Source organism: Pseudomonas sp. LBUM920, assembly GCF_003852315.1.
GTDB lineage: Bacteria > Pseudomonadota > Gammaproteobacteria > Pseudomonadales > Pseudomonadaceae > Aquipseudomonas.
The window spans coordinates 6,237,080-6,254,678 of sequence record NZ_CP027762.1; the positions used below are offsets into that span (position 1 = coordinate 6,237,080).

Here is a 17,599-nt window from a genome sequence, read left to right on the forward strand (position 1 = left end):
TTCCTTTCTTAGTGCAGCGACGGCTTGGGTGCGGCTGGCTCAGCGGCCTTTTTGGTCTCGGTGAACAGCAGCAGTGGCGCGACGCGCAGGTATTCCATGACTTCCATGTAATCGCCTTCGCCGTCTTCGGACTCTTCCAGGGCGTCTTGCACCTGGGAAATAGCCGCCAGGTCCTGCAGCACTTCCTTGGCGTCGGTGCTCAGCTCCAGGCCGCCGGCGTTCACGCCGAAACCGTGGAGGAAACCCTGGCACCATTGGCCCAGCGCAGCAGCGCGCTCGGTCAGCGGCGCGTCGTCGGTCGGCAGCAGCAGGACCACGGTGACGTCATCACCGGTCAGCTCGCCTTTGACCATCTCTTGCAGGCCGATCAGCGCGTTACGCACGTTCTCGGTCGGCTCGGTTTCCAGCAGCTCGGCCACATCAGCCAGCCAATTGTCGGCATCAAAGCCAACACCGGTGCAGCTGCGGCCCAACAACACGCCGTGCAGTTCGGCAGGCGAGCAAGGATGACCGCTGGTGCTCAGCAGTTTGGAAAAAGCGTCGTACGGGGAGTTCTGAATAGGCATGGTGAGCTAGGCGCCAGACGGCGCAATGTCTAGAATGAAGCGCTGTATCCTAGCACCGGCAGACGTACCAAGACTATCGAGGGCGTCAGATCGTTTATCCTGCAGTTGCCATTCATCAGACAAATCCAGTGGAACCCAATGGAAGACACCGACCTGCAAGCGCTGATGGCCAGACTCGAATTGCTAATTGATCGGGTCGAGCAACTTAAGAGTCAAAACGGACTCCTATTAGCTCAGGAAAAGACCTGGCGCGAGGAACGCGCTCACCTCATTGAAAAAAACGAAATCGCCCGGCGTAAGGTCGAATCGATGATTTCGCGCCTGAAGGCCCTGGAGCAAGACTCATGAGTTCAAGCAATAGCGTTACCGTGCAGATCCTCGACAAAGAATATTCGATCATCTGCCCCCAGGAAGAACGCAGCAACCTGGTGAGTGCTGCCCGCTACCTGGATGGCAAGATGCGTGAAATCCGCAGCAGCGGCAAAGTCATCGGCGCCGATCGTATCGCCGTGATGGCCGCGCTGAACATTACCCACGATTTGCTGCATAAGCAGGAACGGCCTGACGTGCAGGCCAGTGGTTCGACGCGCGAGCAAGTGCGCGACCTGCTGGAACGGGTTGATCTGGTACTTTCTACCGATCCAGAGCCACCCAAGGGCTGATTGCCGAGTCTGTTTAAGGTATACTCGCCCCACTCCCTGGCGTGTTTGCCAGTCGGCGATGTCCCTGAGCCGATTCGCACTACCCTGGAAGTTGCACGTTGGGCTGGTGTGCATGTCCGCTAGACGGAAAGCCTTAAAGCCTACTGCATCTTCCACCTTGAACTTTCGGGTTCAAGGGCTAAGTCGACAGCGGCTCTGTCGGGGAGCCTGAATTCCAAACTCAATGCCAGTCCTCGGACTGGCATTGTTTTATGAGCCGAAAAACCATGACCGAACCTGCGCCGCTTTCCCGTCCGCAACTTCGACGCATGTTGCGCAAAGCCCGCCGCGAACTGACGCCGAGCGAGCAGCGCAAGGCCGCCCTTGGCCTGTATCGGCAACTGGCGCAGCACCCGCTGTTTCGCCGGGCTAAACATATTTCCTTATATCTACCGACGGACGGTGAAATCGATCCGCGCCTGCTGCTGCGCGCCGCTCAGCGCCGGGGCAAGGCCACCTACCTGCCAGTGCTCAGCGCCTGGCCGCGAACCAAGATGGTGTTCCAGCGGGTGCGGCCTGGGGACAAGTTGTCGCCCAACCGTTTTCGTATCCTGGAGCCGCGCGTGAATGCCAATCGCCAGCGCCCCGTCTGGGCACTCGACCTGGTGCTGCTGCCGCTGGTGGGGTTCGATGATGTGGGTGGGCGTCTGGGCATGGGCGGTGGGTTTTACGACCGCAGCCTGGCCTACCTCGCCAGGCGCCAGAGTTGGCGCACGCCCGCGCTGCTGGGGCTGGCCCATGAATGTCAGAAAGTCGAGCGCCTGGCGCAGGCAAGCTGGGATGTGCCGCTGGCAGGCACCGTCACGGATAAGCAGTGGTATGTCGCACAAACGTCGCTGGAACCAGCGACGCCTTGAAGGGTGTTAACGCTTGAACGGTTGTGGCTGCTGCTGAGCCAGTTCAACCGGCGCATCGGTCTTGTTCGACCACAAGCTCTGGGCATACCCGGTGGTCACGACGCCCAGACCAAACAAAATAACCAAAATCCATAGTAAATCCGGTTTACGTTGCATCGATTGCCCCCCTTCAGGCACCTCGTACACGATGACAACAACGTTCCAAAGTAGTCCGTTGCAGCTGCGTCAAGCTTAAAAGCGCGCATTCTGCGGTAACGTGAACCAACACGCAAACCTTGGCGCCAACCGACTGTCGGTTTGTCATGGGATTGCCCGACAACTTGCCCAATGCCTTTTTCAGGAGCCCAACAATGGCCTACTGGCTGATGAAATCCGAGCCCGACGAACTCTCCATCAAGGGCCTGGAAACGCTCGGCGAAGCCCGCTGGGACGGCGTGCGCAATTACCAGGCACGCAATTTCCTGCGCGCCATGGCCGTCGGTGACGAGTTTTTCTTTTACCACTCCAGCTGCCCCGAGCCCGGCATTGCCGGCATCGGCAAGATCGTCGAAGCAGCCTACCCGGACCCGACAGCGCTGGAGCCGCAAAGCCACTATTTCGACGCCAAGGCCAGCCCGCAGAAAAATCCGTGGAGTGCAATCAACGTCGCCCACGTCGAAACCTTCGCAAAGGTGCTGGGCCTGGGCTATCTGAAACAACAAAGCGCCCTCGCCGAGTTGCCCTTGGTGCAAAAAGGCAGCCGACTGTCGGTGATGCCGGTGACCGCCGAGCAGTGGGCGGCGGTGCTGGCGCTGCGCTGAAAGGGCAGAACCCTGCGGTCACACTTCTGGCGCATGCATCTGCGTGCCAAGCGGGTTAGGCTTGCGCTTCATTTGACCGGTATCAACGGCCGCTCCGGCGCTATCGGTCAAACTAGGATGCTAATGCCGCAGGATGCAGCCATGTCTACGAACCATCATATGTCGCGCCTTTTCGCCATCGCCCTGATCGTCCTGTTACTGGGCGCAGGTGGCTTCGGTTACTGGCGATCGACCCAGGACCGCCTGCCCGAAGGCTTGAGCATGGGCAATGGCCGCCTGGAGTCCACCGAAGTACAGATCGCCGCCAAGATCCCAGGGCGCCTGGCCGAAGTGCGCGTGGATGAAGGCGACAAAGTGCTCAAGGGCCAATTGCTCGCGCGCATGGACACCCGCACCCTCGAAGCCCAGCGCGCCCAGGCCGAAGCCGAAGTGCTGCGCGCCAGGGAAAACTTCGCCGCCGCCCAAGCCAACGTGCAGTTGCGCCAAAGCGAGCAACTGCTGGCCAATCAGGAACTCAAGCGCACCCAGGAGTTGTACAAGCGCGGCTTCGCCAGCAGCCAGTTGATTGACCAACAACAAGCACGCCAGAACACCGGTAATGCCGCGGTGATCGCCGCGCAAGCCCAGGTCAACTCGGTGAAGGCTGCCATCGGCGCCGCACAGGCCCAGGTTGCGCAGCTCACCAGCGAAATCGACGAAAGCAGCCTGCGCGCGCCCATCGACGGCATTATCCAATTGCGCCTGGCCGAGCCAGGTGAAGTGCTCGGCGCGGGCGGTCGCGTGTTGCTGCTGATCGATCCGAATGACCAGTACATGAACCTCTACCTGCCTGCCTCTGTCACCGGTCGCCTGACCGTCGGCAGTGACGCGCGCATTCTGCTCGACGCCCTGCCCCAACAACCGCTGCCGGCGAAAATCAGCTTTGTCGCGGCTAAATCGCAGTTCACGCCCAAGGAAGTGGAAACCCGCGACGAACGCCAGAAGCTGGTGTTTCGCGTCAAACTGCGCCTGACCCAACCCAGTGCCGTACCGCAAGCCAAACCGGGCATGCCCGGCGCCGGCTACGTGCGCACGGCGGATATCGACTGGCCGGCCAACCTGCAATGACCGGCCTGGCGCTGCACGCCACGGGCATCAACCATCGCTACGGCAAGCAACAGGCACTGGTCGACATTGCCTTCAGCCTGCCCGCCGGCACGCGCTGCGGGTTGATCGGTCCGGACGGCGCGGGCAAATCGAGCTTGCTGGGGTTGATCGCCGGGGTTAAAAAACTTCAAGACGGGCAGCTCGAAGTGCTCGGCGGCTCCATCGAGGATCGCCGCCACCGCAACAGCCTGTACCCGCGTATTGCCTTCATGCCCCAAGGCCTGGGTGGCAACCTGTATCCGGAATTGTCCATCAGCGAGAACATCCGCTTCTTCGCCACACTGTTCGGCCTGTCGAAAGGCGATTGCGAACAGCGCATGCACAACCTGCTGCTGGCCACCGACCTTGCACGCTTCGCCGAGCGCCCGGCCGGCAAGTTGTCCGGCGGCATGAAACAGAAACTCGGCCTGTGCTGTGCACTGATCCACGACCCGGACCTGTTGATCCTCGACGAGCCCACCACCGGCGTCGACCCGCTGTCGCGCCGACGCTTTTGGGAACTGGTCGAAAGCGTGCGCAGCGAGCGCCCGCAACTGACGCTGCTGGTGGCTACGGCCTACATGGAAGAAGCCGAGCAGTTCGAACATTGCCTGATGCTCGACCGCGGCAAACTCATCGCCGATGGCCTGAGCCGCGAACTGGCAGCCGCGACACCCAGCGGCAAACTCGATGAAGCCTTTACCCATTTCCAGGGCGACAGCGCCCACAACAATCAGCCGTTGGTGATCCCGCCGCGCGAAAGCGGCAACACCGATATCGCCATCGAAGCCCACGACCTGACCCTGCGCTTTGGTGATTTCACGGCGGTAAACAAGGTCAGCTTCGCGATTGGTCGCGGTGAGATTTTCGGCTTTCTCGGCTCCAACGGCTGCGGCAAGACCACCACCATGAAAGTCCTCACCGGCCTGATGCCGGCCACCGAGGGCAGTGCCACGCTGCTCGGCAACCCGGTGAATGCCAAGGACCTGGCGACCCGCAAGCGCGTTGGGTTCATGTCGCAAAGTTTCTCGCTGTACGGCGAACTCAGCGTGCGCCAGAACCTGGTGTTGCACGCGCAGCTGTTCGATTTGCCCAAGGCCGACAGCGGCCCGCGTATCGATGAGTTGATTCAGCGCTTCGACCTCGGCGAGGTGGCCGAGCAGCCTTCCGGCGAATTGCCCCTTGGCCTGCGCCAGCGCTTGTCATTGGCCGTGGCGGTGCTGCATCGCCCGGAAGTGCTGATCCTCGATGAGCCCACCTCGGGCGTCGACCCGGCGGCGCGGGATGACTTCTGGCGACTGCTGATCGAGCTGTCCCGCGAACAAGGCGTGACGATCTTCCTGTCCACCCATTTCATGAACGAAGCCCAGCGCTGCGACCGCATCTCTCTGATGCACGCGGGTAAAGTGCTGGCATGTGACACACCCGACGCCCTGCAACAGCAATTTCACGGTGACACCCTGGAAGCCGCGTTCGTCACCTGTCTGGAGCAAGCTCAAGGCGCTCCCGAACCCGCAGCACCCAGCAGCACCGTCAGCGAAACCAGTGCGCCGCCCGTGAGCAAACGTGGTTTCAGTCTTTCTCGGCTGTTGGCCGTGGCCAGCCGCGAAGGCAAAGAGCTGCTGCGCGACAAAGTTCGCATGGCCTTTGCCCTGCTCGGGGCGATGTTCATGATGGTGATCTTCGGCTACGGCATTTCCCTGGACGTGGAAAACCTCGCCTTCGCCGTCTATGACCAGGACCAGACCCCACAAAGCCGCGCCTACCTGGAAGCCTTCCGCAGCTCGCGCTATTTCGCCGAACAGGCGCCCATTCGCGATGCCAACGAACTGCATCGGCGCCTGCAACGTTCGGAAATCAAACTCGCCCTGGAAATCCCGCCCGGCTTTGGCCGTGACCTCTACGCCGGCCGCCAACCCACCGTGGCGGCGTGGATTGACGGCGGCATGCCGTTTCGCGCGGAAACCAGCCGTAATTACGTGGAAGCGGTACACCAAGGCAACCTCCAGCAACTGGCCGACCTGAGCAGCCTGCCCCGCAGCACTCAAGCCGCCGCCAAGCTGGAAACGCGCTTTCGCTACAACCAGGACGTGGTCAGCGTGAATGCCATTGGCCCCGGCGTGATGGCGCTGATCCTGGCGTTTATCCCGGCGATGCTCACCGCGCTGGGCATCGTGCGCGAAAAAGAGCTGGGCTCGATCACCAACTTCTATGCCACGCCCCTGACCCGCCTGGAATTTCTGCTGGGCAAGCAGGCGCCGTACCTGGCCGTTAGCCTGGTCAACCTGGCGTTGCTGGTGGCCATGAACCGTTGGTTGTTCGGCGTGCCGTTCAAGGGCAGCGGCCTGGCGCTGGCATTTGGCGGCCTGTTGTATGTGTTGGCCACCACCAGCATGGGCTTGCTGATTTCGGCGTTCACACGCACGCAGATCGCGGCAATCCTGGGCACGATGATCATCACCAGCCTGCCGACCATCCAGTTCTCCGGGCTGATCGTGCCGCGCTCATCCCTGGAGGGCGCAGCCGCGCTGATGGGCATGCTGTTTCCGGCCGGGCACTTTCTGGATATCGCCGTGGGCACCTTCACCAAGGCCCTCGACCTGCGCCAGTTGTGGCCGCAATGCCTGGCGCTGTTCGGGTTTTTCGTCGGGTTCACCGGCCTGAGCCTGATCATGCTCAAGAAGCAGGAGGCCTGATGCACAAGCTCGCTCATATCCTGCGCCTGGGCTTCAAGGAATTGACCAGCCTGCGCCATGACAGCGTATTGCTGCTGTTTCTGGCCTACGCCTTTACAGTCGCGATCTACATGCCCGCCGCCGGTTCGGTGATTGGCGTGCACAACGCCAGCGTGGCCTTTGTCGATGAAGACCACAGTGCGCTCTCGCGGCAAATGGCCGAGGCGTTGCAACCGCCCGAATTCCAGCCGCCTGCGCCGCTGGCCTACGACCAGCTGGACAAGGTCATGGACAGCGGCGAGTACACATTCGTGATCAACGTGCCGGCCAATTTCCAGGCCGATCTGCTGGCCGGGCGCCAGCCAGGTGTGCAGGTCAACGTGGATGCCACGGCGATGAGCCAGGCGTTTATGGGCGCAGGTTACATCGGCAGGATTTTTCAGCGCGAATTGCTCAACTACAGCGGCCAAACCGCCGCCAGCCAAAAGGCGCCTGCACTGCTGACCACCCGCGCGCTGTTCAATACCAACCTGGAAGGCGGCTGGTTTCTGGCGGTGATCCAGATCGTCAACAACATCACCATCCTCGCGATTGTGCTGACCGGCACCGCGCTGCTGCGCGAACGCGAGCACGGCACCCTCGACCATTTGCTGGTGCTGCCACTGACCGCGCTGGAAATCATGCTGGCAAAAATCTGGAGCAACATGCTGGTGGTGGTGCTGTGCACGTGGCTGTCGCTGGAGCTGGTGGTCAAAGGCCTGCTCGGCGTGCCGTTGGCCGGCTCTTTGAGCCTGTTTCTGTTTGTGACGGCGCTGTATTTGTTTGCGAGCACCGCCCTGGGGATATTCCTCGCCACTCTCGCCCGTTCGACGCCGCAGTTCGGGCTGCTGGCGATTCCGGTGATCATCCCGATGCTGTTGCTGTCGGGCGGCAGTACGCCGTTGGACAGCATGCCCGAGTGGTTGCAATGGGTGATGCAGGGATCGCCGTCGACACACTTTGTGAGTTTGAGCGCGGCGATTCTGTTCAGGGACGCAGGCGTGAGCGTGGTGTGGCCGGATGTGCTGGCGCTGGCGGGGATTGGGTTAGTGTTTTTTGCAGTGGCACTGGCACGGTTCAGAAAAAGCCTGGCCTCTTAATTGTGACGAGCGGGCGTGTTGTAGCGAGCGGGCTTGCCCCCGCGTTGGGCTGCGCAGTAGCCCCCTTCAAAGTCAGCGCATTGGTTCAGGTGTACCGAGGCGTATGGTTGTGGGGCGGCTTCGCCACCCTACGCGGGGCAAGCCCGCTCGCCACGACAAACCTGCCTGCCACGACACGCCCGCTCGCTACATGGAACCGTTACTGGATGATCAAGTTGTTGAACAACAGGTCTTCCACCACCGGTTTGCCGGTCTCGTCGTTCATCACTTGCTGGGTTTGCTTGAGGGCTTCCTGGCGCAGCTTTTCCTTGCCCTCAACGGTGCTCATGGCCTCGTTGGTCTGCTGGGTGAACAACGCCACCAGTTGGTTACGAATCAACGCATCGTTGGCTTTGACCGCAGCGGCGGCTTCCGGCCCGGTCACGCGCAGGGCAATGTCGGCCTTGAACACCTTGAGCTTTGCGGAGCCGTCCAGGCCATAGTTGCCCACGAACGGCGGCGTCAGGCTGATGTAGCTGACCTTCGGTGCCTCGCCTTCTTTCGCTTCTTCGGCCTGGGCTGCCATCGGCAAGGTCAGGGCGAGCATCAACAGGATCCACGCTTTCACAGTTCATTCCTCAAATTCGGTTGCCGGGTAGCATAACGCTAGCAAGGCTGAGCACAAGCTTATGGCGACTTATCAGGCCTGGGCATGCTCGTTGACCCACGGGCGTACCCTCCTACACTTATCGGCCATGACGCCAAAAGGAATAGTCCGATGAAAGCTGTGCTGTGCAAAGCCTTCGGCCCCGCCGAAACCCTGGTGCTGGAAGAGATCGCAAGCCCCACGATCAAGAAGAACGAAATCCTGCTGGACGTGCACGCGGCCGGGGTCAATTTCCCGGACACCTTGATCATCGAGGGCAAATACCAGTTCAAGCCGCCCTTCCCGTTCTCGCCGGGTGGCGAAGCGGCGGGCGTGATCAGTGAAGTGGGCGAGAAGGTCAGCCATTTGAAAGTCGGCGACCGGGTCATGGCGCTGACCGGCTGGGGCAGCTTTGCCGAGCAGGTCGCGGTCCCCGGCTACAACGTGCTGCCGATCCCGCCGAGCATGGATTTCAACGTCGCGGCCGCGTTCAGCATGACTTACGGCACCTCGATGCATGCCTTGAAACAACGGGCCAACCTGCAGCCCGGCGAAACCCTGTTGGTGCTCGGCGCGTCTGGCGGCGTGGGCCTGGCCGCCGTGGAAATCGGCAAGGCCATGGGTGCCCGCGTGATCGCCGCCGCCAGCAGCGCCGACAAACTCGCCGTGGCCAAGGCGGCCGGTGCAGACGAGTTGATCAACTACAGCGAAGCCAGCCTCAAGGATGAGATCAAGCGCCTGACCGACGGCAACGGTGTCGATGTGATCTACGACCCGGTGGGCGGCGATCTGTTTGACCAGGCCGTTCGCGGCATCGCCTGGAGCGGCCGCCTGCTGGTGGTGGGTTTTGCCAGTGGGCGTATTCCCGAGCTGCCGGTGAACCTGGCGCTGCTCAAAGGTGCGTCGGTGGTCGGGGTGTTCTGGGGTTCGTTTGCCCAGCGCCAGCCGCAGGACAATGCGGCGAATTTCCAGCAACTGTTCACCTGGTACGCCGAGGGCAAGTTGAAGCCGCTGGTGTCGCAGGTGTATCCGCTGGAGCAGGCTGCCCAGGCGATCAATGATCTGGGGCAGCGCAAGGCGGTGGGCAAGGTCGTCGTCCAGACCCGCTGACTGATCTGAAACGCGGTCAATGTGGGAGCGGGCTTGCTCGCGAAGGCGGTCTGTCAGCGATACATGTTCTGACTGACCCAGCGCTTTCGCGGGCAAGCCCGCTCCCACATTTGGATTCCGATCGTTCTGAAGAACGCAATCACGACCCACACTTACCTATTAGCGACATGTTCATAACAGAACATGCAATAGCTCCGATTTCCTGTGTTTGCAGATAAGAGGCGATGCTATTTTCGGTAACGAAACTGTAACATTCGCATCCGCAGTCAAAACAAGAAATTTGGAGCTCTTGAATGTTTGCTTTCTTTCGTCCTGCCGCACACCAGGCGCCTCTGCCTGAAGAAAAAATAGACAGTACCTACCGACGGCTGCGCTGGCAGATCTTCGCCGGTATTTTCTTTGGTTACGCCGGTTACTACCTGCTGCGCAAAAACTTCTCGCTGGCCATGCCGTACCTGATCGACGAGGGTTACACCCGTGGTGAGCTGGGCCTGGCGATGTCGGCGATTGCGATTGCCTACGGCTTGTCCAAATTCCTCATGGGCCTGGTGTCCGACCGCTCCAACCCACGCTATTTCCTGCCTTTCGGCCTGCTGATATCGGCCGGGGTGATGTTCATTTTCGGTTTCGCGCCTTGGGCCACGTCCAGCGTGACCATGATGTTCATTTTGCTGTTCATCAACGGCTGGGCTCAGGGCATGGGCTGGCCGCCGAGCGGACGCACCATGGTGCACTGGTGGTCGCAGAAAGAACGCGGCGGCGTGGTGTCGGTATGGAACGTGGCGCACAACGTCGGCGGTGGCCTGATCGGCCCGCTGTTCCTGTTGGGCATGGCCTGGTTCAACGACTGGCACGCAGCGTTCTACGTGCCGGCGACCGTGGCATTGCTGGTAGCGGCGTTTGCCTTCATCACCATGCGTGACACCCCGCAATCGGTCGGCCTGCCGCCAATCGAGGCATACAAGAACGACTACCCGGAAGGCTACGACGCCAGCCACGAAGACGAATTCAGCGCCAAGGAAATCTTCGTCAAGTACGTGCTGCGCAACAAAATGCTGTGGTACATCGCCTTCGCCAACGTCTTCGTCTACCTGCTGCGCTACGGCGTATTGGACTGGGCGCCAACGTACCTCAAGGAAGCCAAGCACTTCGACGTGGATAAAACCTCGTGGGCATACTTCTTCTACGAGTGGGCGGGTATTCCGGGCACGCTGCTGTGCGGCTGGATGTCGGACAAGATCTTCCGTGGCAACCGCGGCCTGACCGGCATCGTGTTCATGGCGTTGGTCACCGTGGCGACCCTGGTTTACTGGCTCAACCCGCCAGGCAACCCGATGATCGACATGATCGCGCTGTTCTCCATCGGCTTCCTGATTTACGGCCCGGTGATGCTGATCGGCCTGCAGGCGCTGGAACTGGCGCCGAAAAAAGCCGCGGGCACCGCTGCGGGTTTCACGGGCTTGTTCGGTTACCTGGGCGGTTCGGTGGCAGCGAGTGCGGCCATGGGCTACACCGTGGACCATTTCGGCTGGGACGGTGGTTTTGTGTTGCTGGTAGGCGCGTGTCTGTTGGCGATTGCCTTCCTGATCCCAACGCTGTGGCACACCAACAGCGTCAGCGCAGCGCGTTAACCGCCTGAGCAATCCTTTGCACAACGCTTGAGCCGCGCCTCCAGATTTTTATCTGGCATGGCGTGGCTACGCAGGGCGTTAACGGTCTGCTCGACATAATCGCGCGTGGTGCCGTAACGCCCGCAAGCGCTTTCCAGTACGTGATTGAGCACGATATCGGGCAAGTTGCCGGCATAACTGGGCAAATGCCGCTCCAACACAAACCCCAACGCTTGTACCTGACTGCCATCTTCCAGACGGCAGCTGAGCCAGTGCGGCCGGTATGAGGGATACGGCATCTCGCGCTGCCACAGGGCGTAAAGCGAGGCCTCCAGCTGATCCTCCGGCAAGCGGTAGGCAAACCCGCTGCATGAGCCGCCGCGATCCAGACCGAACACCAACCCTGGCAACTCCGGCGTACCCCGATGCTCGTGTGACCACAGGTACAAACCCCGGTGATAGCCGTGAACCCGTGCGCGCATGCGCTGAGTCGACGAGCATTCGGGGCGCCAGATCAGCGAACCATAAGCGAACAGCCAGACCGGCCCACCCTTGTGCTTGGCCATGGTGGCCTGCATCGAACTCATTAATTGCTCGTGAGTCAGTTGCGGCCCCAGATCGAGCCGCGGAGGGTAAGCCAATTGCAAAAGATCGGTTTCAATAACGGTCATGGCGGATCGCTTAGGTCTCCTTTATCACTCAAATAAGCTGTTACCAGTTGTAAGCAACTTTACCGTAATAAAACGCGCCGCTGTAACCGTACGGCGAAAAAGTGCTATAGGCGAGGTTGCCGCCACTGCTGGCGTAAGCGTTGACCTTTTCCGGGTATTTATCGGTGACGTTGTCGCCGCCCAGGGTGAAAGTCCAGTTCTTGAGCTTGTAGTCCGCCGACAGGTCCAACACCCAGGCGGCCTTGAAGGTCTGGTCGTTGACCTTGTCCGCCTGATAACTGGTGAATTCACCGTAGCGAACCAGGTTGCTGTGCAGCGCCCAATGGCCATAGGTGAAATCGTTACCCAGGCTCAGCTTGTGCTGAGGCGTGGTGTCGCCGAGCAAACCGATGCGCTCACGACGGTCCACCCGCACCAGGTTGGCGCCCAGGCTGTCCAGAATCGCCGGGTTAGGCTTCACGTCGGTCACTTTGGTGTGGTTGTAGTTGTAGCCCACGGTGCTGTTCCAGCGGATGCCGTTATCGAACGGGTAGCGATAGTTGGCCACCAGATCGACGCCGTCGGTGCTGGTGTCGGTGGCGTTGGTGAAGTAACGGGCGCTGGTGTAGTTGATATTGCCTACCCCATTGGCTTGCAGGTAGGCGATGGTGGCCGGGTTGAGATTGAGGTTGGAGGACAGGCTGATGCGATCGCGGATATCGATCCGGTACACGTCGAGCGTCACGGTCAAGTCATCGGCAGGCTCCAGCACCAGGCCAAGGCTGTAGTTGCGCGACTTCTCGGCTTTCAGGTCTTCGGCGCCAAGCAGGCGGGCCACCTGGCTGTTGGCCGGGAACGTGCCGGCTTCCTGAATGGTGTTACCGATCAACTGGGACGAGGTGTAGGCAAAGTTCTGCTGGGCCAGGGAAGGTGCGCGAAAGCCGTTCGAGATGCTGCCACGCAAGGCCACTTGCGGGGTGAAGTCATAACGGGCCGACAGCGAACCGCTGACGTTGGACCCAAAGTCGCTGTAGTCCTCATGACGCACGGCGGCCGAGGCGCTGAGTTTTTCGGTGAAGTTGGTTTCCAGGTCCAGGTACTGCGCCCAGCTATGCCGCGCGCTGCTGCCGGCGTCGGCATCACGAAAACCACCCAGGCCCGAGCTGCCGCTTTGATAGTAGGACGCAGGTTCTCCGGCTTCGATTTCATAGCCCTGGCGCAGGTACTCGCCGCCAAACGCCACCGACACCGGGTACGGCAGGAAGCCCACGTCGAATTCGCGCGACAGGTCCAGGCTGACTTGCTTCTGGTCATTGCTCAGGGTGCCGTTGTCGAACTTGCGCGGCGTGGCCAGGCCCAGTGAGGTGTTGATGGTTTCAGTGCTCAGCTCGTACTGGTTCTTGCCGTAGTTGGCCGACAGGTCGTAATGCCAGTCGTAAGCCAGCAAGCCGCGCAGGCCGACGACCAATGAGGTGTCTTCCAGGTTGCCTTTGATCAACGGCAGATAACCATTAGGGTTCAGCGCCGGGATGTTATTGGACGCATTGCTCGCCCGGTAGAACGCCGCCGTCTCGCCGCGACGCTTGCTGTAGCCGCCGAAGGTGTAGAACTCGGCTGCATCGTTGAAGGAATATTCCGAGTTGAACTGGAATTTGCCTTCATTGGTGGCCGGTTCGCCCTGACGGAACACGCGCTGGCCATACGTGGTGGAACCGATGCTGCCTGGACGGAAGTCGTCGCCGGCGCGGTTGGTGTAATCGTTGTCGGCACCTTCGCCCGAGACATTGATAAAGCCATTGTCGCCCAAGGCAAACCCGGTATTGCCGCTGACATTGCGCTGGATGCCATCACCCTTTTTGTACTCGCCGAACTTGGTCGAGATCGAACCGCCGTGGTCGTCGTGCTTGAGGATCACGTTGATCACGCCGGCGATCGCGTCAGAGCCATAACGCGCTGACGCGCCGTCACGCAGCACTTCGATGTGGTCGACTGCCGACAACGGGATCGCATTCAAATCCGCCGGGGCCGAGCCACGCCCCACCGCCCCGCCAAGGTTGACGAAGGCGCTGGTGTGGCGGCGTTTGCCATTGACCAGCACCAGCACTTGATCCGGCGACAGACCGCGCAGTTGCGCAGGGCGCACCAGTTCGGCGCCGTCCACCAGGCTCGGACGCGGGAAGTTGATCGACGGAATCAGGCGCGCCAACACAGCGCCCAGCTCATCGGAGCCGGTGCTGCGCAGGCTGTCGCCGGAAATCACATCAATGGGCGACAGCGAAGCACTGGCCGTGCGCTCTTGGGCGCGAGTGCCGGTGACGATGACGGTGTCGAGTTTTGGTGCGTCGGTGGTCGCTGTCTGCGCAGCCATGACGGGATTGAATCCCACAGCAGTCAGCAAATTGGCCGACAAAATCGCTGTGTACAGCGCGTGTTTCTTGTAGCTCCCCATACCGCTCCCCTCAGAATCAAACATCAGAACGTCAAGCTCTGAGTTCCTACGATCGATCCGGCTGGCGGGCGGTGGCGGTCAGTTATTGGTTATTGGCAGATAGTCGGTAGTCCGTTGATATATAGCTTAATGATATTTATGTAACAAATTAAATACCTTTAAAGCATAAGCAAAAGCATAAGCGCCGCACCTGTTCATCAGGATTGGGGCCAGCAATCCCGGTAATTTCAGCCGCGGTTCAGCCTGACAACGCGCCAAGCCCTCAAAATAGCGCACAGCACGACCCACTTAGCCGTCCAACCGCCTATCGAGGTCGCACCCATGAAGAAGTTTCGATTGCCCAGCCTGTTGTTCCTGGCCCAGGCCACCACCGCACTGGCGGCCGAAGTACCGCCGGCTGATGAAGACAAGGGGTTCTGGTACGCGCAGACCAGCGTCTATACCCGGCATTTCGCGCCCGACCCTAAGCACAACAACAATCAGGACCTGATCGGCCTGGAGCGCAATGAGGCGTCAGGTTTTGTGTATGGCGCGGCGACATTTCGCAATTCGTTCAGCCAACGCGCTTACTACGCCTATGCAGGCAAGCGCTATGACATGGCCGACTATCCGGTGTATGTAAAACTCACGGGCGGGTTATTGCAGGGCTATCGCGGCGAGTACCGCGACAAGATCCCGTTGAACCGTTTCGGCGTTGCGCCGGTGATCATCCCGTCCGTGGGCGCCCACTATGGGCCGGTAGCAGCAGAGCTGGTGTTACTGGGCTTTAATGCCGCGATGGTCACCACCGGCGTGCGCTTTTAAGGGCGCGGTGCGTAGGCGAACACATCGGCGCGCATCTGGTGCGCATCCATACCCGCTTCAACCAGCGCATCCAGCGTGCCGTAGATCATCGCCGGCGAGCCACTGGCGTAGACATGCACGGCTTTAAGGTCGCTGATGTCTTCACACACCGCTTCATGCAGGAGGCCGCAACGGCCTTCCCAACCACAGAGGTCGCTGACCACTTTGTGCAGGAACAGGTTGGGCAGTTTCAGCCACTGGTCCCAGTGCTCGATTTCGTAGAAGTCTTCCGGGCGGCGCACGCCCCAGTACAGGTGCACCGGGTGCTTGAAGCCAGAGGCGCGGCAATGCTCGATCAGGCTGTGCATCTGCGCCATGCCGGTGCCGGCGGCGATCAATACCAGCGGCCCGTCCGGCAGTTCAGCCAGGTGGGTGTCGCCAAACGGCAATTCGATGCGAGCCATCTGATTACGCTGCAACTGTTCGAGCAGGTTACGCGCGCTGTCCTCACGGGCCAGCACATGCAATTCCAGCTCACGCCCGGCGTGGGGCGCCGAGGCCAAAGAAAACGCCGACTTCTCGCCATTCTCCCGCTCGATCATCAGGTATTGCCCGGCGTGGTAACGCACCGGCTTGCCGGCCGGAGCCCGCAGGCGCACGCGCCATACATCGCCACCGACTTCCACGCACTCACTCAATTGGCACGACAACTTGCGCAACGGCAACTCTCCCGGCGCCAGCACGCCATCCCACAACACAACGCAATCTTCCAGCGGCTCGGCGATGCAGGTGTAGAACTCACCATGGTCGCGCACCTCGCCGGCTTGCTGTACCCGCCCTTCTACCAGCAGCGCCGCGCACACATGGCACACGCCATTGCGACAGGCTTGCGGGCACTCGTAGCCCAGGCGGCGCGCACCTTCGAGGATCCGCTCGCCAGGGACCAGTTCCAGTACAGCGCCGGAAGGTTGCAGGGTTACACGCATCAATCTATTCCCAATTCTTTCCAGATTGCATCGACACGCGCGGTCACGGCGTCATCCTTGACGATTACCCGGCCCCATTCGCGGGTCGTTTCACCCGGCCATTTGTGGGTGGCATCCAGGCCCATTTTCGAGCCCAGGCCTGACACTGGCGATGCGAAGTCGAGGTAGTCGATCGGCGTGTTGTCGATCATCACCGTGTCGCGCTTGGGGTCCATGCGCGTGGTGATGGCCCAGATCACGTCGTTCCAGTCCCGGGCATTGATGTCGTCGTCGGTGACAATAACGAACTTGGTATACATGAACTGTCGCAAAAACGACCACACACCGAGCATTACCCGCTTGGCGTGGCCCGGGTACGACTTCTTCATCGTCACGATGGCCATGCGGTACGAGCAGCCTTCCGGCGGCAGGTAGAAGTCGGTGATTTCCGGGAATTGCTTCTGCAGGATCGGCACAAACACTTCGTTGAGGGCCACGCCCAGGATGGCCGGCTCATCCGGCGGACGGCCGGTGTAGGTGCTGTGGTAGATCGGTTTGATCCGATGGGTAATGCGCTCGACGGTGAACACCGGGAAGCTGTCGACTTCGTTGTAGTAGCCGGTATGGTCGCCGTAAGGGCCTTCATCGGCCATTTCGCCCGGATGAATCACGCCTTCAAGGATGATTTCGGCGGTGGCCGGCACTTGCAGGTCGTTGCCGCGGCACTTCACCAGCTCGGTACGGTTACCGCGCAGCAGGCCGGCGAAGGCATATTCAGAGAGGCTGTCGGGCACTGGCGTGACGGCGCCGAGAATGGTCGCCGGGTCAGCGCCCAGGGCCACGGAAACCGGGAACGGCTTGCCGGGGTGTTTTTCGCACCACTCACGAAAGTCCAGTGCGCCGCCACGGTGGCTCAGCCAGCGCATGATCACCTTGTTGCGGCCGATCACTTGCTGACGGTAGATGCCGAGGTTCTGGCGGTCTTTGTTCGGGCCTTTGGTGACGGTCAGTCCCCATGTGATCAGCGGGCCGACGTCGCCCGGCCAGCAGGTCTGCACGGGCAGCATGCCGAGGTCGACGTCATCGCCTTCGATGACCACTTCCTGGCACACGGCGTCTTTGACCACCTTGGGCGCCATGGCGATGATCTTGCGGAAGATCGGCAGCTTCGACCAGGCATCCTTGAGGCCCTTGGGTGGCTCGGGCTCCTTGAGGAAGGCCAGCAGCTTGCCGATCTCGCGCAGCTCGCTGACCGACTCGGCGCCCATGCCAAAGGCAACACGGTCGGGCGTGCCGAACAGGTTGCCGAGCACCGGAATATCAAAGCCGGTCGGGTTTTCGAACAGCAGCGCCGGGCCCTTGTTACGCAGGGTACGGTCGCAAATCTCAGTCATTTCCAGCACCGGGGAAATCGGCACCTGGATACGTTTCAACTCTCCGCGCTGCTCAAGTTGCTGCACGAAATCCCGAAGATCCTTGAATTTCATTAACCATGCCACTCGTAAAATAGGCGTACATCCTACCTGCTCTTACGAGCGCTGGCA

Annotated in this window: 17 protein-coding genes and 1 other RNA gene; 11 read left to right on the forward strand and 7 right to left on the reverse strand. The window is 60.8% G+C overall.

Annotated elements, in window-relative coordinates; genetic code table 11:
* Positions 1-8: 8 nt before the first annotated feature.
* The gene (locus tag C4J83_RS29055; RefSeq protein WP_106575774.1) at positions 9-566 is read right to left on the reverse strand and encodes a YecA/YgfB family protein; all 558 of its coding nucleotides are present in this window, start codon (positions 564-566) and stop codon (positions 9-11) included.
* Positions 567-704: 138 nt separating this feature from the next.
* On the opposite strand from C4J83_RS29055, the gene C4J83_RS29060 reads away from it, so the two are divergent.
* The 4 genes from C4J83_RS29060 (at position 705) to C4J83_RS29075 (ending at position 2,124) form a co-directional block, all read left to right on the forward strand.
* Complete coding sequence (locus C4J83_RS29060) at positions 705-914, forward strand: TIGR02449 family protein (protein ID WP_003177365.1); 210 nt, start codon at positions 705-707, stop codon at positions 912-914.
* Positions 911-1,228: a cell division protein ZapA gene (locus C4J83_RS29065; RefSeq protein ID WP_003213956.1), complete on the forward strand. Its 318-nt coding sequence runs from the start codon at positions 911-913 to the stop codon at positions 1,226-1,228. The genes C4J83_RS29060 and C4J83_RS29065 overlap by 4 nt, the downstream gene beginning before the upstream one ends.
* Positions 1,229-1,258: 30 nt before the next feature.
* A non-coding RNA gene (ssrS, locus tag C4J83_RS29070) (6S RNA) lies at positions 1,259-1,437 on the forward strand.
* Positions 1,438-1,494: 57 nt separating this feature from the next.
* Positions 1,495-2,124 (forward strand): 5-formyltetrahydrofolate cyclo-ligase, encoded by a 630-nt coding sequence (locus tag C4J83_RS29075; RefSeq protein WP_106575775.1) that lies wholly within the window; start codon positions 1,495-1,497, stop codon positions 2,122-2,124.
* Positions 2,125-2,130: 6 nt separating this feature from the next.
* On the opposite strand, the gene C4J83_RS30570 is transcribed toward C4J83_RS29075, so the two are convergent.
* Entirely contained in the window at positions 2,131-2,280 is a 150-nt protein-coding gene (locus tag C4J83_RS30570; protein WP_010207387.1) for a hypothetical protein, read from the reverse strand.
* 194 nt (positions 2,281-2,474) lie between these two features.
* On the opposite strand from C4J83_RS30570, the gene C4J83_RS29080 reads away from it, so the two are divergent.
* From C4J83_RS29080 to C4J83_RS29095, 4 genes are all read left to right on the forward strand, one after another.
* Positions 2,475-2,924, forward strand: a complete 450-nt coding sequence (locus C4J83_RS29080; RefSeq protein WP_124418713.1) for an EVE domain-containing protein — start codon at positions 2,475-2,477, stop codon at positions 2,922-2,924.
* A gap of 141 nt (positions 2,925-3,065) precedes the next feature.
* Complete coding sequence (locus tag C4J83_RS29085) at positions 3,066-4,031, forward strand: HlyD family secretion protein (RefSeq protein ID WP_124418714.1); 966 nt, start codon at positions 3,066-3,068, stop codon at positions 4,029-4,031.
* Positions 4,028-6,745 (forward strand): ribosome-associated ATPase/putative transporter RbbA, encoded by a 2,718-nt coding sequence (rbbA, locus tag C4J83_RS29090; RefSeq protein ID WP_124418715.1) that lies wholly within the window; start codon positions 4,028-4,030, stop codon positions 6,743-6,745. Before C4J83_RS29085 ends, rbbA begins: the two co-directional genes overlap by 4 nt.
* Entirely contained in the window at positions 6,745-7,863 is a 1,119-nt protein-coding gene (locus tag C4J83_RS29095; RefSeq protein WP_124418716.1) for an ABC transporter permease, read from the forward strand. Before rbbA ends, C4J83_RS29095 begins: the two co-directional genes overlap by 1 nt.
* 199 nt (positions 7,864-8,062) lie before the next feature.
* Here C4J83_RS29095 and C4J83_RS29100 read toward each other — a convergent pair whose 3' ends face one another.
* On the reverse strand, positions 8,063-8,470 hold the full coding sequence (locus tag C4J83_RS29100; RefSeq protein WP_106575780.1) for a flagellar basal body-associated protein FliL: 408 nt from the start codon (positions 8,468-8,470) through the stop codon (positions 8,063-8,065).
* A gap of 150 nt (positions 8,471-8,620) precedes the next feature.
* On the opposite strand from C4J83_RS29100, the gene C4J83_RS29105 reads away from it, so the two are divergent.
* The gene (locus C4J83_RS29105; RefSeq protein ID WP_124418717.1) at positions 8,621-9,598 is read left to right on the forward strand and encodes an NADPH:quinone oxidoreductase family protein; all 978 of its coding nucleotides are present in this window, start codon (positions 8,621-8,623) and stop codon (positions 9,596-9,598) included.
* Between the two features lie 293 nt (positions 9,599-9,891).
* Positions 9,892-11,229 carry a glycerol-3-phosphate transporter gene (gene glpT, locus C4J83_RS29110; RefSeq protein WP_106575782.1) on the forward strand — a complete coding sequence of 446 codons (1,338 nt, stop codon included), beginning with the start codon at positions 9,892-9,894 and terminating at the stop codon, positions 11,227-11,229.
* On the opposite strand, the gene C4J83_RS29115 is transcribed toward glpT, so the two are convergent.
* Together C4J83_RS29115 and C4J83_RS29120 are read right to left on the reverse strand one after the other, a co-directional pair.
* Entirely contained in the window at positions 11,226-11,879 is a 654-nt protein-coding gene (locus C4J83_RS29115; protein WP_119737303.1) for a gamma-glutamylcyclotransferase, read from the reverse strand. The genes glpT and C4J83_RS29115 overlap by 4 nt on opposite strands.
* A 40-nt stretch (positions 11,880-11,919) precedes the next feature.
* Positions 11,920-14,307, reverse strand: a complete 2,388-nt coding sequence (locus C4J83_RS29120) for a TonB-dependent receptor plug domain-containing protein (RefSeq protein ID WP_124418718.1) — start codon at positions 14,305-14,307, stop codon at positions 11,920-11,922.
* Positions 14,308-14,628: 321 nt separating this feature from the next.
* Between C4J83_RS29120 and C4J83_RS29125 the strand changes: the two genes are divergently transcribed.
* Complete coding sequence (locus C4J83_RS29125; RefSeq protein ID WP_119737299.1) at positions 14,629-15,111, forward strand: sn-glycerol-3-phosphate transporter; 483 nt, start codon at positions 14,629-14,631, stop codon at positions 15,109-15,111.
* Here C4J83_RS29125 and C4J83_RS29130 read toward each other — a convergent pair.
* The gene (locus C4J83_RS29130) at positions 15,108-16,076 is read right to left on the reverse strand and encodes a CDP-6-deoxy-delta-3,4-glucoseen reductase (RefSeq protein ID WP_106575786.1); all 969 of its coding nucleotides are present in this window, start codon (positions 16,074-16,076) and stop codon (positions 15,108-15,110) included. The genes C4J83_RS29125 and C4J83_RS29130 overlap by 4 nt on opposite strands.
* Positions 16,076-17,542, reverse strand: a complete 1,467-nt coding sequence (ubiD, locus tag C4J83_RS29135; RefSeq protein ID WP_106575787.1) for a 4-hydroxy-3-polyprenylbenzoate decarboxylase — start codon at positions 17,540-17,542, stop codon at positions 16,076-16,078. The genes C4J83_RS29130 and ubiD overlap by 1 nt, the downstream gene beginning before the upstream one ends.
* Between the last annotated feature and the right edge of the window lie 57 nt (positions 17,543-17,599).

What these genes read in the sequence shown, in the direction of transcription:
- C4J83_RS29105 (WP_124418717.1), top strand. Translation starts at nt 8,621, where the DNA reads ATGAAAGCTGTGCTGTGCAAAGCCTTCGGCCCCGCCGAAACCCTGGTG.
- C4J83_RS30570 (WP_010207387.1), bottom strand. Translation starts at nt 2,280, where the DNA reads ATGCAACGTAAACCGGATTTACTATGGATTTTGGTTATTTTGTTTGGT.
- C4J83_RS29095 (WP_124418716.1), top strand. Translation starts at nt 6,745, where the DNA reads ATGCACAAGCTCGCTCATATCCTGCGCCTGGGCTTCAAGGAATTGACC.
- C4J83_RS29075 (WP_106575775.1), top strand. Translation starts at nt 1,495, where the DNA reads ATGACCGAACCTGCGCCGCTTTCCCGTCCGCAACTTCGACGCATGTTG.
- C4J83_RS29115 (WP_119737303.1), bottom strand. Translation starts at nt 11,879, where the DNA reads ATGACCGTTATTGAAACCGATCTTTTGCAATTGGCTTACCCTCCGCGG.
- C4J83_RS29130 (WP_106575786.1), bottom strand. Translation starts at nt 16,076, where the DNA reads ATGCGTGTAACCCTGCAACCTTCCGGCGCTGTACTGGAACTGGTCCCT.
- C4J83_RS29120 (WP_124418718.1), bottom strand. Translation starts at nt 14,307, where the DNA reads ATGGGGAGCTACAAGAAACACGCGCTGTACACAGCGATTTTGTCGGCC.
- C4J83_RS29060 (WP_003177365.1), top strand. Translation starts at nt 705, where the DNA reads ATGGAAGACACCGACCTGCAAGCGCTGATGGCCAGACTCGAATTGCTA.
- rbbA (WP_124418715.1), top strand. Translation starts at nt 4,028, where the DNA reads ATGACCGGCCTGGCGCTGCACGCCACGGGCATCAACCATCGCTACGGC.
- C4J83_RS29055 (WP_106575774.1), bottom strand. Translation starts at nt 566, where the DNA reads ATGCCTATTCAGAACTCCCCGTACGACGCTTTTTCCAAACTGCTGAGC.
- C4J83_RS29085 (WP_124418714.1), top strand. Translation starts at nt 3,066, where the DNA reads ATGTCTACGAACCATCATATGTCGCGCCTTTTCGCCATCGCCCTGATC.
- C4J83_RS29065 (WP_003213956.1), top strand. Translation starts at nt 911, where the DNA reads ATGAGTTCAAGCAATAGCGTTACCGTGCAGATCCTCGACAAAGAATAT.
- ubiD (WP_106575787.1), bottom strand. Translation starts at nt 17,542, where the DNA reads ATGAAATTCAAGGATCTTCGGGATTTCGTGCAGCAACTTGAGCAGCGC.
- C4J83_RS29125 (WP_119737299.1), top strand. Translation starts at nt 14,629, where the DNA reads ATGAAGAAGTTTCGATTGCCCAGCCTGTTGTTCCTGGCCCAGGCCACC.
- glpT (WP_106575782.1), top strand. Translation starts at nt 9,892, where the DNA reads ATGTTTGCTTTCTTTCGTCCTGCCGCACACCAGGCGCCTCTGCCTGAA.
- C4J83_RS29080 (WP_124418713.1), top strand. Translation starts at nt 2,475, where the DNA reads ATGGCCTACTGGCTGATGAAATCCGAGCCCGACGAACTCTCCATCAAG.